We start from the raw sequence: 14734 nt of genomic DNA, 5'->3' as shown, positions 1-14734 counted from the left end.
TAGCTGTATATTGATCAACAGCCATGGCGTCAACTATTATTAAAATAGGGGATTCTCCTCAAGGTATTGATAAATATTGTCTACCAATTCCTCAGGGCTATCTGCCGTGACAGGTTCCCCATTAACAATGGCAAATAGACTCTGAGCGCATATTCCGCAAAAACTTGTACAACCATATTCTATAACATCAAGATCTGGATCTTTTTCCAGTTCTTGCATAGCTTTTTGTGAGCCGCTTGCTAAGTTGTTAACGCAAAATTCAATTATCGGATTCATCATAATCACCTCAGTATGAAAGTAAAGATGAATCCCCCACTAAGAAGTTATCCTACCATACAAAAGCAGAACAAAGCAATTAATAATTTACCGCTAGACTATTCGGCTTCGGTTATCCCTTGTTTCTCCAATGCCTGATAAATAGTCTTGAGCCTTGGGTTTCCCTCGCCCACCACTTCTCCATTCACGAGGATTAATGGGTAAAAGAATTCATCGTCCACTATCCTGCGCGCCAACTCCTGATCATTTGGATCTTCGGGCGGATTGAATATATCCACATATTTATAGGTAATACCTTCTCTGCCGTATTTTCTGGAAATGGCAGCTTGCAGCCATTCAAAAGTATCCTTCGACCCTGGAGCCCCTACACAGCTTGCACAGATTTGTTCAGCTCCATAAACGGTAAGAAAAACGTTGTTTTGATTCATCCCGACTCCCCCATTTCTAATATCCAACTACTTTCATTTTACAAAATCAGGTGAAAAATATAAAATAAAAGTAGCTGTAAAAGCATCTTGAGAAAGCGTAACTGAATATCTGCATGAGGTTATATCGCAGAATTAAACAAAAGGACACAATACCCGATAGATTTTTAGAACCAAACATTTTATAATAGGTATGTATTCAAGAAAGGAGAAGATGGATGATGGAGGAACAAGTACAAGAAGTTTTGAATAAACTACGTCCATTTTTATTACGTGATGGCGGTGACGTGGAGTTAGTTGACGTGGATGAAGGCATTGTTCGTCTTCGATTGATGGGAGCATGCGGAAACTGCCCAAGTTCAACAATCACACTAAAAGCAGGTATTGAACGAGCATTGATGGCGGAAGTTCCAGGTGTAACCGAAATCGAACAAGTATTTTAATAAATCATTGTTAAATAAAATAAAACAGGCCGGCCATATTATTATGTGGCCGGCCCTTTTTATTCTATGGCATTACATTTAACTTTTGACTTACTGCCCCTTCATTTTCCACTTTGAGCGGAAGCCATTCCATTTGCGGGTAATCCTGCTGCCACTCTTCCAACTTGTCATACAATCGGTCGGGATTGACCATTGCAATCATTGTCGGACCTGCCCCACTCAGGAAGAGTCCATGAACTTTTCCTTCCAAGTATGCTGCTAATTCATCATAATGAGGGATTAAAGATTTTCTATAAGGCTGGTGGAAAAGGTCTTTCTTCATCATTTCCCCCAATAAATCCCAGTTTTGGCTGCAGATTGCAGCTACACTGACATTAGCGATGCTGCTGGCATGGACACTTTTCTTATATTCCATCTGTTCCGGCAATACGGCTCTAGCTTCTGTAGTCTTTAATTCAAAAGACGGGACAATCGCTACAAAAGTCACTCCCTCGACAGGCAGCTTCAACCAGTTCAACTCTGTGTCGTAATGGCCGATTACACACCCACCCATCAGGGAAGGCGCTACATTGTCCGGATGTCCCTCGATTGCAGTAGCAATCTCCAATTTCTGTTCCTTATCGAGGTTCAGCTGAAGAATCTCATTGGCTAGTTCTATGCCGGCAATAATCGCCGTTGCACTGCTGCCGAGCCCCCTTGCCAGGGGAATATTGCTAGTCATTTCCACTTGGCATGGAGGCATTTCGCTATAACCAAACTGTTCTGCCACTTGGGATGCTATTTCATATACCAAGTTGTTTTTTCCAGTTGGAATTCCTTCCAGACTCTTGGACAATGGCACAAATTCCCACTGATCTGAAGCAGTGACTGTCAATTCTAAATATAGATTCAGGGCAAGGCCGATTGAATCAAACCCTGCACCTAAATTAGAGGTGCTTGCAGGAACTTTTATAGCCCAACTCATACCAAAACACTGCCCACTATTTCTTTAGTGATAATTTCTTCGTCGTTTGGTAATACACGCGGTTTGATTTTACTGTAATCGATAGCCGTATTCGGGTCTTTCAAACCATTGCCTGTCAAAACAGTGACTACTGTCGAGCCCTTTTCAACCTTGTTCTGTTTCAAGGCCTTGAATAGTCCTGCGACTGATGCACAAGATGCAGGTTCAGCGAAGATCCCTTCATTGGCTGCAAGCCACTGATAAGCTTCGATCATTTCTTCGTCTGTAATTTCATCGATCACCCCGCCAGATTCTTCCCTGGCATTGACCGCTCCCTGCCAACTAGCCGGATTACCAATCCGTATCGCTGTCCCAACGGTTTCCGGATTTTCAATGACACGATCACGGACGATGGCAGCAGCTCCGCTTGCTTCATATCCCATCATCTTGGGAAGTCCGGAATTATGTCTTTCATCGTATTCTTTGAATCCTTTCCAGTAAGCAGTTATATTACCAGCGTTTCCTACCGGAATAAATAAGTATTCGGGCGCTTTTGCCAAGCTTTCGCACACTTCGAATGCAGCAGTTTTCTGTCCCTCGATCCGAAATGGATTTACAGAGTTGACTAACGTGACATTTTCCTTTTCGCTTAATTTTCTGACTATTTTAAGCGCATCATCGAAATTTCCTTCAATAGAGAAAATCTCAGCTCCGTACATTACTGCCTGGGCAAGCTTTCCTTGAGCAATTTTTCCTTCCGGGATTACCACGATACATTTGAGACCCGCTCTGGCTGCGAACGCCGCAGCAGAAGCTGAAGTGTTACCCGTTGAAGCACAAATAACTGCTTTCGCCCCTTCTTCTACCGCTTTGGCAATAGCCATCACCATTCCCCTGTCCTTGAATGAACCGGTAGGATTTGCTCCTTCTACTTTTGCATATACATCAATCGATGCCTGTTCTGACAATTTATTTAATTTAATAAGCGGTGTATTGCCCTCATGGAGTGTTACTTTCGGTGTATTCTCATTAACTGGTAAAAATTCTCCGTAGTGATCAAGTAGTCCCTGCCAAGTCATTTCTATTCCTCCCCATCCACTCTATAATAGCTGATCAGCTTTTGGACTACTTCCAAATCGTCCAGTTTCTTTAAGCTGTTCAATAATTGCTGTTTACTGATTTTATGCGTTACCATCACTATTTCCGCAGATCCTTCCTTGCTTGCTGGCAGCTGCAGGATTTTAGCAAAGCTGACATTTTCACTTGTGAAGATGTTGGTCAATGACTGAAAAGTACCTGCCTGGTCATCTGCTTCCAGCCTTACATAATACCTCGTGTACTTTTCGTCGTCTGCTTTAAGCCTCGTTTCATATTGTGGAGATACATAAGAGCTCCCGCTAATACCAAGCCGGATGTTCCTGGCCGCTTCCATCAAGTCAGATACAACAGCAGTCGCTGTAGGCATGCTTCCCGCCCCTGGTCCATAAAACATGGTCTCTCCGACTGCTTCCCCGTACACATATACAGCATTGTATTCGTTTTTCACCAATGCCAATGGATGATCCTGCGGCAGCAGTGTTGGCTCGACACTTACCTCCACTTTGCCTTCCGAGATAGCTGCAATGCCGATTAGTTTGACAGTATAACCGAGTCTTCCGGCAAAAGTGATATCTTCCTGACTAACTGCTGTAATTCCTTTTACATCCACATCCGACAAATTGATGTTCATCTGAAATGCAAGATTGGCAAGCAGCGCCATCTTCCTTGCTGCATCTAGTCCTTCGATGTCGGAAGTTGGGTCTGCTTCCGCATAGCCCAGTTCCTGTGCTTCTTGTAACACTGCTTGGAAATCAGAATGTTCATCGGTCATTTTCGTCAATATGTAATTAGTGGTTCCATTGACGATTCCCATCATCTTCTGGATCCTGTCGGAGGCCAGACCATCAGTCAGCGATCTGATGATCGGAATGCCGCCTGCAACACTTGCTTCATAAAATATATCGCATTGATTTGCTTGTGCTAATTGTAACAGTTTTTGGCCATGAACGGCCATTAAATCTTTATTTGCTGTTATGATATGTTTCCCATGCTCAAGCGCCTTTTCCAATAATAGATAAGTATCTTCGATTCCACCCATCACTTCAATGATGATGTCGATATCTTCATCGGCATACAAGTCTTCTGGATAAGAAGTCAAAAGCCGTCTGTCAAAGTGGATTTCCCTTGGTTTATCGATATTATGTACAAGCACACGCTTTACTGCCAACTCGCACCCAAGTTTATGTTTTATCTCTTCTTTATTGTTTTCCAGTATTTTAATAACACCCGTACCAACTGTTCCGAGTCCACACAATCCAATATTAATTTGTTCCTTCATAATTACCGGCCTCCCTGTTCCCTCAAAAAATACACATGTTTATCTATAGAGGACATTATACGCTTGAGAAGGATGATTATCAAGACAGAATTTGCACTTTTTCGTCAATTTGGTCTTTCGGTACTGTCACAGGGAAACCGGATTATTTTCCGATTGGATTTCTACCAATCCAGGATAGGAATACCTGAACGTTCAAAATCCAATCCAACATCTGAAAAAAAATGTTTCAGCCTTTCTTCAAAAAGTATTTGATTTCGAAGCAGCTGCTTGTATTCCTTATAGACTTCCTCTGTATTCTGCCTGGTCAACGCTGTCTCAATAAAATCAAACAAGTGAACGGGAAGTAACAGCCTTGCATATACTAATCTCCAGCCAAATAGGGATAATGATTTGACTGATTGATACTCGGTGAAAAAGGTGCGGAGCCGGTCTGAATGGGTTCCATTTCCATCTAGGAGCATCCCCCGTATATATTCAGCAATATCTCTGGCAGGATGATCATATACAAAACTTCTTGGCCAGATTATTTTAGAGAATATTCCATTTCGACAGCGTTGAAAGGTGATTGTTGCCTGGTCACTTTCATCAAAACGCGTGTCTTCTTCGCTTTCTTGTAAGTACTGCAGGGCATTCTCTGTACAGCCGCTTATATAAGGAAATGTATCAATGAACAACCGCTGAAAATTGTTTACAGGCCTTTCATAATATTGCTGTTGATAAATTTGTTCAAAAGTAGTTAATTTATTCAGCCATAATGTTTTCCATTTGCCGTATGCAGACATCGTTGCCGGTTCATATGGATATCCTCCAGCTAATTGATGAAACACAGCCAGCTCATATGCGAAACTTGAACGTGTAGACTCTTCTGGCAGACGGCAAAAATGTACCACGTATCCAGTGTTTTCTGCCTTTGTTACGAGCTCCCCTTTCCTATTGACCATGGGCGTAGCGATGGACATATATCCGTGTTCGGCCAAGAATCGACAGACAGTCATTTGTTCATAATAAGATTCGCCACTCGCTTCTTCTGGTATAATAAATAAAAATGAATCACCATAATGATAACCTTCCATTCCATTAACCATTGTTTTTTTTCCGTCAAAGTCCGGAATATATTGAGACAATATTTCATTCATCGTACATCCCCCTTTGCATGCTTATGTTTGATTGTATGTGAAAATCGGGAAAAATCGAACACAGATCATTGATTTATCATTCACTGCGTTGGGTATTATAGTAAGAGAAATATAAATAAGTTAGGTGTGAATTTCTATGGATAAGAATACAAGTAAATCAGCATTGGAGATTAAAGCCAGGACCTGGCTGCAGGACAGGGGTGTGACACTGGACCATATCGCAGAGCTAGTCCACTATTTACAAAGCAAATACCATGATGATCTATCAATGGAAGAATGCAAAGAACATGTGGATCGCGTTCTAAGCAAGCGGGAGATACAAAATGCTATTCTAACCGGCATTCAATTAGATGTACTCGCAGAACAAAAGAAACTGGAAGAACCTCTTCAGCAAACAATCGAAACAGACGAAAGTCTATATGGGGTCGATGAGGTCATTGCCTTTTCGATTGTCAATGTCTATGGCTCGATTGGATTCACCAACTATGGTTATATAGATAAACAAAAGCCCGGCATTTTGAAAAAACTTAATGATAAATCAAGCGGGGAATGTCATACATTTCTTGACGATATCGTAGGAGCGATAGCTGCTGCGGCGTCCAGCCGACTTGCCCATAGTGCAGCAAACGATAAGGATATAGATTAATTAAAAAGAAGGTCGTCGATATACCATGACGGCCTTCTTTTTAATGAGCCTATATGAACTCCATCCATTCTTTTAATGTCGGAAATTGATAAGTCGGTTGAACATCAAACCCTGAAAGCTGCTCTTTGGTCGTCAATCCTGTAAATACCATAAGCGTATCAACGCCGGCATTAATGCCTGCCATGATATCGGTATGATAGTTATCACCGACCATCAAGATTTCCTGTTTGGAAAGACCTAGTACCTCCATTGCCTGATCCATGATGATTTTCTCGGGTTTGCCGGCAATTAGAGCTTGTTTTCCTGTACTCACTGTCACAACGGAAGTCAATGAACCGTTTCCTGGAAGCAACCCACGTTCGGTAGGAATGGCTATATCACCATTGGTGGAAATCAATTCAGCTCCACTACGAATATTAAGACATGCTTTTGCCAACTTTTCATAGGTTATCCCGCGGTCGATGCCCATAACGACATAATCACTATCTTCTTCCACAAGCTTCAAGCCGATTTTCTCAAGTGCTGAAAACAATCCGTCTTCCCCAATAGCATACACGCTCGCATCCGGTTTTTGTTCTTTTATATAGGTTGCGGTCGCCATGCTGGATGTAAATACATTTTCGGGCTGAGCAGGTATTCCCATCGAACGAAGCTTCTCTGCGATTTGCTCCTGTCTCATCGAAGAGTTATTGGTTAAAAACAAATGCGGTATCTTCTTTTTTATAAGCTTATTGATAAAATCCGGTGCGTCTTCGATACAATCTGTTCCACGGTACATTGTTCCGTCTAAATCTATTAAATAGCCTTTATAATGCTTCATTCAAAAACATCCTTTACTACGTGAATCATAATGTCATTTCAGGACGGCCTTACGTTTACCAATCAAAAAGCTGCAGCAATTAGAATCCACTGTCATAAAACTGCACATGGAAACATAGCTTCCATCTATAAGGCTTTCAAACAATTCCGCTTCCAGTGTGCAAATATCCTTATGATTGCTGGCAATGCTTCTTATCGGGCAATGGTATTGTTCCAACAGAAAGGACCCATCCTCGTTCTCCCTTAATTCTGTCATGTAGCCTTGTTTGTCCTGGTATTCTGCTAACTTGTGAACTGTTTCCTTAAATTGCCGCCATTCCCTAAAACTTCTTCATATGCATTTTTGTCATGATTTGCTACTTTCCTGAATAACTCCCGGAGTACCTTCTCACCTTGAAGTGCCTCCATTACATTCAGAAAGTCTAAACAGAATTTTTCATAGGCGGAAGGAAAGTGCTGGTTGCCTTTTTCTGTTAAGTGGTAATATGGACGACCGATCGACTGCTTAACTTCATGAATTGAAATAAGTCTTTCCCTCTCCAATGTATGCACATGCCTGCGCAAAGCAATCTCAGAAAGGGAAAAGCCTTGATGTAAATCCGAAAAACTCAGCGGCTGTTCTTTCTTTACTTTTCCATAATTTTATCTTTTACAGATGGTTTACCAGCCATTTACCTCACCACATTCTTTATATTATTAAAAAGGCTGTTTATTAAAGGTAACCAAAAACAAAACTTCCTCCCATCCTCTTCGGATTGAGTGGCAGTCCTAACAAGGAGTATTCCTAACCGTAACCAAGCTTTATTGGTTTGAAAAGGCGTTGGCGACTCCGCTTTCCCCATCCAAATAATCATTTATCCTCGTACTGAACATTTCCAACGAATATTGGTTTCTTTTCATTACATCAACAATCACCTGGTGGTCCAAATTCAAATAATCCTTCACAAGCATTTTCCTCAGTTGGATTACTTCTTTATAAGCATCAGACTCACCGGCAGGGAGTACTTCTTCGTCCACCAGTATATCGATGATATCCGTAAAACTGCCGGGGTCGCGCATAATAAATCCATCTATTATCATGTTACCGACATCAAGCAACGATTCAATCCACATATGTGAAATACGTTCCAAGCTCAGCTTTTCTAGAAATGATTCAAATGAATGCTGATCAAATTCCCGCAACAGCCCATCCATATACAGCAAATGTTGTTCAATTTTATTCCTGTCTACAAAATACAATGTGAATCCTCCTATATGTGCTTTGTTCCTTTTATTTCTATTTTAGCACACTACAGTTCCGACCCGATATTTACTTTTTTGATTGTAATTTGCTAAGATAGGAATCATACAATGGAAACGCTGTTACAATTTTTAAATTCGTTTTTAAAGTTGGGAAAGGAAGGGATACATAATGTCAGATGATCGACTAATCATAAACGACGAATCAGAAACTGTTCAAACCCGTTTTATCAGCTTTAAAGGTGACAATCACCGTTATGATTTGGCTATCGTATCATCGGAAAGATTCAATGACAAAAAAATGATACTGGATTTAAACGGACGGAGATTCGAGGTACTAAACGAACAAGAAATAAAAGAAGAGGGCATATTGGAGCATGCTTTCAACTTATCGGAAATAAAAGCAGCAGAACTGCGTAAATTCCTGTTGAAAATCTTTTAAGAACTCCACAGTGAATAACAGGACCTTTTTAAGCCCACAGTAAACGGGAGGAGGTCTGTTTTCATGTCAGAACAGGACAAGAAAAAATACTCTGATTTCTCCAATGTTGTGGATAGAAACAATTTTCTTACAGCCGAGGAGTTACCTGAAGGTCCTTATGGATCTCCGGTTAACAAGAATGAGGTCGTAAGCAATAAAAGCACTCCTTGGGATAAAGGCCAGCGCTTCCACAGTGCATTTAATTATCCGGACAAAGATTCTCACGACGATTTACCACGGCAAATGGAAGGCGCCCATCCACTTCATGACCATGAAGGAGATGTAGAACCACAAGAAGAGAAATAAACTTGGAAAGCAGCGAAACTCTTTGGTCCTTACCAAATTGGTTTCGCTGCTTCTTATTTGTCTATCCGCTTTAACACAAAATATGCACACCCGAAATTGCAATATTCATAAATGTAATCGTCAAGTGTACTGATTTTTGTATCGAAGGCAGCTTTGGAGTTTTGATCATCGTAAAAACCCTTCATACGAAGCTGCTCATATCCCCAGTCTCCTACAATGAAATCATATTTGCTTAATATATCACTGAACCGGGCCTCAAAAGCTTCCTGTTGAAAGCCATCTTTGACGTTTTCGATGACTTCATACTGTTTTCCCTGGATTTCGATCATGTTACTCACTCCTTAGATTGGTTATAGTGTATCACATTTTCCCGCCTCAAGGCATACCTATTCCCATCCCGGGGAAGATTTTCTAGCATGAAACATCCGAAAAATCCCACACTAAAACCGGGGAACAACATGCATTAAGGAGGTCGACTAAATGAAAAAGCGTATTTTCCTTCCATCCATCATGGCTTTGACTCTCATGGCATCTGGATGTGGCAGCAAAGGACATAATTTAGGTGGACAAAATGCAGATGAATTTGGGGAAGAACGCACGGGGCCTCAAACCACTGAAACAGAGAACGATATGACGAACAGGCTGGGGTATGTGAGATACAAACAGGATGAAATGAATATGGATCAAGAAAATCAGCAAATGGTGACGATCGATCGAAAAAAAATGGCCGATACGATTACACGAATGTTATTGCGCCATGGAGATTTTGAAGAAGCTGCAACACTTGTAACAGATGAAGAGGTATTGATTTCCTATTCAAAACCGGAGGATATGGACCGTGAAAAAGCGGCTTCGATTGCAAAGAAAACCGCAATGTCTGTGATGCCCGGATACTTTCATATATACGTCTCAGATGATCCCACTTCTTTCCGGCAAATCCAAAGCTTAAAAAACAGCACAACCACTGATAGAGAATATGACAACACTCTGGAAAGCATTATCTCCGATATGAAAAATTCTCCCCAAGGCGATGACTGGAAAGGTGCAGACGGCGAAAATATGAATATAAATCACCAAACTGACTAAGAGGGAGATGCCAGGATTATTCCTTAAAAAGGGAATTTCCTTGGCACCCCCTTCCCAATACATCGAAGTATTGTATATCTTACCAATTATCTTTCTTTTGTAGTAGTAAACAATAAGGTCATCCATTCCCGTTCAGGAGGTGATGAATATGCTAAAAAGATTGAGTCAGACCATTATCTTGGTTTTAACGCTTTCTGTGGTTTTACCAGGTAAAGGGGAAGCCGGTGATATCGATCCAGCAAAGGAAAAAATGGCATTGTACAAGAAGACCGAAGCACTGACTCACATACCTTGGTATTACTTGGCGGCAATCGACAAATATGAAGCAAACACGCAAAAAGAGACAGCCTCAGAAGGTGTAATCTCCATAACTTTTCCCGAAACTGACTGGTATGGTATTGGTAACCCCGGACGGGTATCCGATGCTTTCTCCATCGATATTTTTAACGGCTCTGGCCGTGATGGAAACGGAGACGGCCTAGCTCAATATACAAATGATGAAGATATCCTTTACTCAATGGCTCACTGGATTGAAACATATGGCACAACCAAACAAGATATCAAAATTGCTCTGTGGAATTATTATCAAAGGGAACTAACCGTACAAACAATCATGAATATTGCCAAGATATATGAAAAATTCGGTGAGATTAATTTAACTGATAATGATTTTCCACTGCCATTGCAGGCCAACTATAGTTATCGAAATACATGGGGAGATGCCAGAGGATTTGGCGGGAGAAGAATTCATGAAGGAACCGACATTTTTGCGAATTATGGTGTGCCTGTTAAAGCCACCACATATGGAGTAGTAGAAATGAAAGGATGGAACCGTTTCGGCGGTTGGCGGATTGGTATCCGTGATACTCAAAACAATTATCACTATTACGCCCACCTCAATGGTTTCAAGGAAGGCATAGCAGTAGGCGACGTAGTGAAACCTGGAGACGTCGTTGGATCTGTTGGAGCAACCGGCTATGGTCCGCCGGGTACATCAGGCAAATTCCCGCCACATTTACATTATGGAATGTATAAAGACAATGGTTACAGTGAGTGGTCTTTCGATCCTTATCCATATTTGAGGAAATGGGAAAGGGATGCAAGAAACAAGAAAAACGGTTAAAACCCCTTGCCATCATAATGATGGCAAGGGGTTTATTTTAAGAATTGGATTTCGCGACTTTCCTGGCATATGCAATACTGGTTATCAATCCACCCCAGATAACAACAATACCGATGATTGCCATTGTAATGGCTCCTCCTGACATTATTGAGCCACCTCCTTGTCTTCCGACTCAGTGCTGCTAGCCTCTGCTGCATTTGCCGGCCATTTTTTAAGCGTCATCAATGCTCCGGCAAACATAGCACCTATCGCAACTACCCATCCATAATTGAACAGAAACTCGATTGGATATCCACCATACGCTTCTGTCAATTCTGTTTTAAGATTTTGCAGCATCATAAATCCAAGTACTGCTGGTGTAATAATTCCCAAGCACAGCCTCCACCAGGTGCCCAATCGGATATCCGAAATGGAATTGGCGTGGTTTTGGAAGTCTTTCAGGGACTTTGCAAACCATGCTATGGCAACAACTTCAAACAAACCTGCCAAAGCAACACCATAGTTATTAATAAAATGGTCGACAGTATCAAGCAAGTTCAATCCATCTTGTGTTGCGAAGGCAAGGGACAATAATGCAGCCAAGCCGCCGCCCAATGCAACTGCCTTTCCTCTAGAGATATTGAATTTCTCCTGTACACCTGCAATATATGTTTCCGATATGGAAATCAAAGAAGACAGACCTGCTAACACAAGTGAACCAAAAAACAAAAATCCAAAGAATCCGGAGCCAGGCATTTGACTGATGATTTCTGGAAACACCATGAAAGCCAGCCCTACTCCACCTGCAACCACATCAGCAACCGACTGTCCGGATTGGGCAGCCATGAAACCTAGTGCAGCAAATACCCCGATACCTGCCAATAACTCGAAAGAAGAGTTCGCGAACCCTGTTATGAATGCATTGTTCGTGATATCCGATTTTTTCGGCAAGTAAGAAGAGTAAGTGATCATAATGGCAAATGCTATCGACAAACTAAAGAAAATTTGTCCGTATGCCGCGACCCAGACCTGCCCATCGGTAATACTGGACCAGTCCGGCTTGAAGAATGCATCCAAACCTTGTAGTGCACCATCCAGAGTGACAGCACGGATAACGATGATCAAAAAGATAACTGCCAGTGTCGGGATGAATATTTTATTGGCGACTTCTATTCCTTTTCTGACTCCCCTGCCGAGGAAAAATAAAGTGACAGCCCATACTGCAATTAATGGGATCAACACACTAGGCACAAGCGCGCCGAAAGTGCCCGGATCACCTAACTGCAAGTAATCCCCTACAAAAAATCCGGTTGGATCGTCTCCCCACTGTTGTCCGAATGAAAAATAAGCATACATGATTGCCCAAGCAATAATTACCGGATAATAAGTAGAAATAACAAAAGAAACAGCTACTTGCCACCAGCCGATCCATTCCATTCCTTTGCTGATTTTGCCGTAAGACCTCGGTGCTGATCCCCGGAACTTATGGCCGATTGTGTATTCCAGAATTAGCAATGGAATACCTGCTGTCAGCAGTGCGAATAGATAAGGTAAAAAGAAAGCACCGCCTCCGTTTTCATATGCAGTTGCCGGAAAACGCCAGATGTTTCCAAGCCCAATTGCAGATCCCATTGCTGCCAGCAGGAAACCTAATCTTGTTCCCCATTGTGAGCGATTTTCCATGTTTGTACCTCCCCTGTTAAGTTATTGAAACAAGTTCCCTACAGTCTATGTTGCGATATCTCAAGGAATGTTCCAATTTTCAATGTTTTCTGATATTTATGTTTGTATTATAGCTTTCAAGTGTGTCGATGTCAAAGGAAGATTTTGATTGTTGTAAGAAAATCTACCCATACAAAAAACCTTCATCCTGTTTGATGAAGGTTTTTCATAGTCTATTTGGCCGTCTTATGAGAAGAACGATGGATAACCACTGCTGTTCCGATAATGACCAAAATCATTATGGCAAATCCAAGCAATGCCTGGCCAGTGATACCTAAAACAAGATAACCTATCCCCGCTGCAGCAGCGCTTATAAAGGCGTAAGGAAGTTGAGTCAGTACGTGATCAATATGATTGGACCCGGCTCCTGTTGAAGAAAGGATGGATGTATCCGAAATAGGTGAACAATGGTCTCCGAAAACAGATCCTGCCAATACAGCCGCAAGAGCAGGTAAGACAAGACTTACATCAGTCAAGGCGGCGATTTCAGCTGCTATCGGCAGCATGATCCCAAAAGTTCCCCAAGACGTTCCTGTCGCCAACGCCATAAACCCGGCAACAAGGAAAACAATAAATGGCAAGAACGCAGGATTTAATGACGAATCAGCTATCGTGCCTGCAAGATATTCGCCTGTACCGAGACTGTCGATAACAGAACCGATCATCCATGCAAGCACCAATATATACAAGGCCGGCAGCATAGCTTTCATTCCTTCAAGAAAAACCTTACCAGAAGGCGACTTTTCACCTGATTGGTTAAGATAAAGGACAAAAGCAGCCACGACAGCAATCAATCCTCCAGTGAACAGGGAGATATTGACATTTGTATTTGCAAAAATATCGAGTATTCCTGGTGTGCCGTCTGTATTTTGAATACCTGTAACCACCATGGCTCCAATCGTTCCGACAATCAAAGCCAGGATCGGTGTGATCAGATAAGAGATCTTCCCATTTTGATTCGCTTCGAACACGTCGTTCAAGTCCCCGGGTACGTCACCACGTTCCGGATCAACGAGCTGGCCTGTATCCACAGCTCTGACTTCGTGTCGTTTCATGGCTCCGATATCCAACTTAAGAGTGGCAACAAGAAAAACCATCAATATGGCCGCAAAAGCATATAAGTTGAAAGGGATCATCCGAACAAATGCTTCCAATGGGGCATAATCTGTTATCTCGTTTGCTGCTAAAATACTCCCTAAAGTTCCGATGATATAGGCACCCCAACTTGATATCGGAGAAATGACGGTAATCGGAGCAGATGTAGAGTCAATGAAATAAGCCAATTTTGCTCGCGAGATTTTGTACCGATCCGTTAAGGGACGTGCAACTTGGCCTACCGCAAGACTGTTGAAGTAATCGTCTATAAAAATGATAATTCCAAGGACTGCCGGCATTAACTGCGCGCCTTTTCTAGTTTTTATTTTGTTGATGGCCCACTCTCCGAATGCTTTGCTCCCGCCAGAAGCTGTCATAAACGCTGTTGTCATTCCCAGTAATATCAAAAAGCCGAACAAATACAAATTGCCGAGATTCAAACTTCCTTCCGACACAAATATATTTTTGAAAACTCCCCAGATTTCTTTGAGAGTCCCGGTTAATTGAAAGTTGTGAAGCATAAGTGCCCCGACAACCACGCCCGCTCCAAGCGATAACAATACTCTTCTGGTCGCAATTACCAGAACTAGCATCAACACTGCGGGAATTAAAGAATAAATAGTTCCTTCCATGATGTA

19 protein-coding genes are annotated in these 14734 nt (G+C 41.9%); 6 read left to right on the top strand and 13 right to left on the bottom strand.

The window, feature by feature from the left end; genetic code table 11:
- Positions 1–39 precede the first annotated feature (39 nt).
- Both CZ434_RS21270 and CZ434_RS21265 read right to left on the bottom strand, forming a co-directional pair.
- A complete protein-coding gene (locus CZ434_RS21270) occupies positions 40–279 on the bottom strand; it encodes a YuzB family protein (RefSeq protein WP_077624954.1) in 240 nt (79 codons plus the stop codon).
- Between the two features lie 95 nt (positions 280–374).
- The gene (locus CZ434_RS21265; protein ID WP_077624953.1) at positions 375–704 is read right to left on the bottom strand and encodes a YuzD family protein; all 330 of its coding nucleotides are present in this window, start codon (positions 702–704) and stop codon (positions 375–377) included.
- A 215-nt stretch (positions 705–919) separates the two neighbouring features.
- Here CZ434_RS21265 and CZ434_RS21260 point away from each other — a divergent pair, with 215 nt between their 5' ends.
- Entirely contained in the window at positions 920–1144 is a 225-nt protein-coding gene (locus CZ434_RS21260; protein WP_425442088.1) for a NifU family protein, read from the top strand.
- A gap of 64 nt (positions 1145–1208) precedes the next feature.
- On the opposite strand, the gene thrB is transcribed toward CZ434_RS21260, so the two are convergent.
- The 4 genes from thrB to CZ434_RS21240 form a co-directional block, all read right to left on the bottom strand.
- Positions 1209–2108 (bottom strand): homoserine kinase, encoded by a 900-nt coding sequence (thrB, locus tag CZ434_RS21255; RefSeq protein ID WP_077624952.1) that lies wholly within the window; start codon positions 2106–2108, stop codon positions 1209–1211.
- Positions 2105–3166, bottom strand: a complete 1062-nt coding sequence (gene thrC / locus CZ434_RS21250; protein ID WP_077624951.1) for a threonine synthase — start codon at positions 3164–3166, stop codon at positions 2105–2107. Before thrC ends, thrB begins: the two co-directional genes overlap by 4 nt.
- 2 nt (positions 3167–3168) lie before the next feature.
- A complete protein-coding gene (locus CZ434_RS21245; RefSeq protein WP_077624950.1) occupies positions 3169–4464 on the bottom strand; it encodes a homoserine dehydrogenase in 1296 nt (431 codons plus the stop codon).
- A gap of 161 nt (positions 4465–4625) precedes the next feature.
- On the bottom strand, positions 4626–5600 hold the full coding sequence (locus tag CZ434_RS21240) for a protein kinase family protein (RefSeq protein ID WP_077624949.1): 975 nt from the start codon (positions 5598–5600) through the stop codon (positions 4626–4628).
- Positions 5601–5736: 136 nt separating this feature from the next.
- On the opposite strand from CZ434_RS21240, the gene CZ434_RS21235 reads away from it, so the two are divergent.
- Entirely contained in the window at positions 5737–6246 is a 510-nt protein-coding gene (locus CZ434_RS21235) for a phosphatidylglycerophosphatase A family protein (RefSeq protein WP_077624948.1), read from the top strand.
- Positions 6247–6295: 49 nt separating this feature from the next.
- Here CZ434_RS21235 and CZ434_RS21230 read toward each other — a convergent pair whose 3' ends face one another.
- From CZ434_RS21230 to CZ434_RS21215, 3 genes are all read right to left on the bottom strand, one after another.
- Positions 6296–7066 carry a TIGR01457 family HAD-type hydrolase gene (locus tag CZ434_RS21230; RefSeq protein WP_077624947.1) on the bottom strand — a complete coding sequence of 257 codons (771 nt, stop codon included), beginning with the start codon at positions 7064–7066 and terminating at the stop codon, positions 6296–6298.
- 33 nt (positions 7067–7099) lie between these two features.
- Positions 7100–7321, bottom strand: coding sequence for a helix-turn-helix domain-containing protein (locus CZ434_RS21225; RefSeq protein ID WP_077624946.1), 222 nt, complete (start codon positions 7319–7321; stop codon positions 7100–7102).
- Between the two features lie 545 nt (positions 7322–7866).
- Positions 7867–8304 carry a DUF86 domain-containing protein gene (locus CZ434_RS21215; protein WP_077624944.1) on the bottom strand — a complete coding sequence of 146 codons (438 nt, stop codon included), beginning with the start codon at positions 8302–8304 and terminating at the stop codon, positions 7867–7869.
- A 172-nt stretch (positions 8305–8476) separates the two neighbouring features.
- On the opposite strand from CZ434_RS21215, the gene CZ434_RS21210 reads away from it, so the two are divergent.
- Both CZ434_RS21210 and CZ434_RS21205 read left to right on the top strand, forming a co-directional pair.
- Entirely contained in the window at positions 8477–8746 is a 270-nt protein-coding gene (locus CZ434_RS21210; RefSeq protein WP_077624943.1) for a DUF3055 domain-containing protein, read from the top strand.
- A gap of 63 nt (positions 8747–8809) precedes the next feature.
- Positions 8810–9091 carry a hypothetical protein gene (locus CZ434_RS21205; RefSeq protein ID WP_077624942.1) on the top strand — a complete coding sequence of 94 codons (282 nt, stop codon included), beginning with the start codon at positions 8810–8812 and terminating at the stop codon, positions 9089–9091.
- Between the two features lie 53 nt (positions 9092–9144).
- On the opposite strand, the gene CZ434_RS21200 is transcribed toward CZ434_RS21205, so the two are convergent.
- The gene (locus tag CZ434_RS21200; RefSeq protein ID WP_077624941.1) at positions 9145–9420 is read right to left on the bottom strand and encodes a YutD family protein; all 276 of its coding nucleotides are present in this window, start codon (positions 9418–9420) and stop codon (positions 9145–9147) included.
- Between the two features lie 151 nt (positions 9421–9571).
- On the opposite strand from CZ434_RS21200, the gene CZ434_RS21195 reads away from it, so the two are divergent.
- Positions 9572–10177: a YhcN/YlaJ family sporulation lipoprotein gene (locus CZ434_RS21195; RefSeq protein ID WP_077624940.1), complete on the top strand. Its 606-nt coding sequence runs from the start codon at positions 9572–9574 to the stop codon at positions 10175–10177.
- A 148-nt stretch (positions 10178–10325) separates the two neighbouring features.
- Complete coding sequence (locus tag CZ434_RS21190) at positions 10326–11300, top strand: M23 family metallopeptidase (protein ID WP_077624939.1); 975 nt, start codon at positions 10326–10328, stop codon at positions 11298–11300.
- A gap of 37 nt (positions 11301–11337) precedes the next feature.
- On the opposite strand, the gene CZ434_RS21870 is transcribed toward CZ434_RS21190, so the two are convergent.
- The 3 genes from CZ434_RS21870 to CZ434_RS21180 all read right to left on the bottom strand — a co-directional run bounded on the left by CZ434_RS21870 (position 11338) and on the right by CZ434_RS21180 (position 14728).
- On the bottom strand, positions 11338–11445 hold the full coding sequence (locus CZ434_RS21870) for a methionine/alanine import family NSS transporter small subunit (RefSeq protein ID WP_143262155.1): 108 nt from the start codon (positions 11443–11445) through the stop codon (positions 11338–11340).
- The gene (locus CZ434_RS21185) at positions 11445–12962 is read right to left on the bottom strand and encodes a sodium-dependent transporter (RefSeq protein ID WP_077624938.1); all 1518 of its coding nucleotides are present in this window, start codon (positions 12960–12962) and stop codon (positions 11445–11447) included. Before CZ434_RS21185 ends, CZ434_RS21870 begins: the two co-directional genes overlap by 1 nt.
- 212 nt (positions 12963–13174) lie before the next feature.
- Positions 13175–14728, bottom strand: a complete 1554-nt coding sequence (locus CZ434_RS21180) for a Na+/H+ antiporter NhaC family protein (RefSeq protein ID WP_077624937.1) — start codon at positions 14726–14728, stop codon at positions 13175–13177.
- Between the last annotated feature and the right edge of the window lie 6 nt (positions 14729–14734).

This window comes from Sediminibacillus massiliensis (assembly GCF_900156915.1).
Lineage (GTDB): Bacteria > Bacillota > Bacilli > Bacillales > Amphibacillaceae > Sediminibacillus_A > Sediminibacillus_A massiliensis.
This window is presented reverse-complemented; position numbering and strand designations above follow the sequence as displayed.

Bases quoted from the DNA above. Each gene is read 5' to 3' on its own strand.
- CZ434_RS21270 (WP_077624954.1), bottom strand. From the start codon at position 279: ATGATGAATCCGATAATTGAATTTTGCGTTAACAACTTAGCAAGCGGC.
- CZ434_RS21265 (WP_077624953.1), bottom strand. From the start codon at position 704: ATGAATCAAAACAACGTTTTTCTTACCGTTTATGGAGCTGAACAAATC.
- CZ434_RS21260 (WP_425442088.1), top strand. From the start codon at position 920: ATGATGGAGGAACAAGTACAAGAAGTTTTGAATAAACTACGTCCATTT.
- thrB (WP_077624952.1), bottom strand. From the start codon at position 2,108: ATGAGTTGGGCTATAAAAGTTCCTGCAAGCACCTCTAATTTAGGTGCA.
- thrC (WP_077624951.1), bottom strand. From the start codon at position 3,166: ATGACTTGGCAGGGACTACTTGATCACTACGGAGAATTTTTACCAGTT.
- CZ434_RS21245 (WP_077624950.1), bottom strand. From the start codon at position 4,464: ATGAAGGAACAAATTAATATTGGATTGTGTGGACTCGGAACAGTTGGT.
- CZ434_RS21240 (WP_077624949.1), bottom strand. From the start codon at position 5,600: ATGAATGAAATATTGTCTCAATATATTCCGGACTTTGACGGAAAAAAA.
- CZ434_RS21235 (WP_077624948.1), top strand. From the start codon at position 5,737: ATGGATAAGAATACAAGTAAATCAGCATTGGAGATTAAAGCCAGGACC.
- CZ434_RS21230 (WP_077624947.1), bottom strand. From the start codon at position 7,066: ATGAAGCATTATAAAGGCTATTTAATAGATTTAGACGGAACAATGTAC.
- CZ434_RS21225 (WP_077624946.1), bottom strand. From the start codon at position 7,321: ATGACAGAATTAAGGGAGAACGAGGATGGGTCCTTTCTGTTGGAACAA.
- CZ434_RS21210 (WP_077624943.1), top strand. From the start codon at position 8,477: ATGTCAGATGATCGACTAATCATAAACGACGAATCAGAAACTGTTCAA.
- CZ434_RS21205 (WP_077624942.1), top strand. From the start codon at position 8,810: ATGTCAGAACAGGACAAGAAAAAATACTCTGATTTCTCCAATGTTGTG.
- CZ434_RS21200 (WP_077624941.1), bottom strand. From the start codon at position 9,420: ATGATCGAAATCCAGGGAAAACAGTATGAAGTCATCGAAAACGTCAAA.
- CZ434_RS21195 (WP_077624940.1), top strand. From the start codon at position 9,572: ATGAAAAAGCGTATTTTCCTTCCATCCATCATGGCTTTGACTCTCATG.
- CZ434_RS21190 (WP_077624939.1), top strand. From the start codon at position 10,326: ATGCTAAAAAGATTGAGTCAGACCATTATCTTGGTTTTAACGCTTTCT.
- CZ434_RS21870 (WP_143262155.1), bottom strand. From the start codon at position 11,445: ATGTCAGGAGGAGCCATTACAATGGCAATCATCGGTATTGTTGTTATC.
- CZ434_RS21185 (WP_077624938.1), bottom strand. From the start codon at position 12,962: ATGGAAAATCGCTCACAATGGGGAACAAGATTAGGTTTCCTGCTGGCA.
- CZ434_RS21180 (WP_077624937.1), bottom strand. From the start codon at position 14,728: ATGGAAGGAACTATTTATTCTTTAATTCCCGCAGTGTTGATGCTAGTT.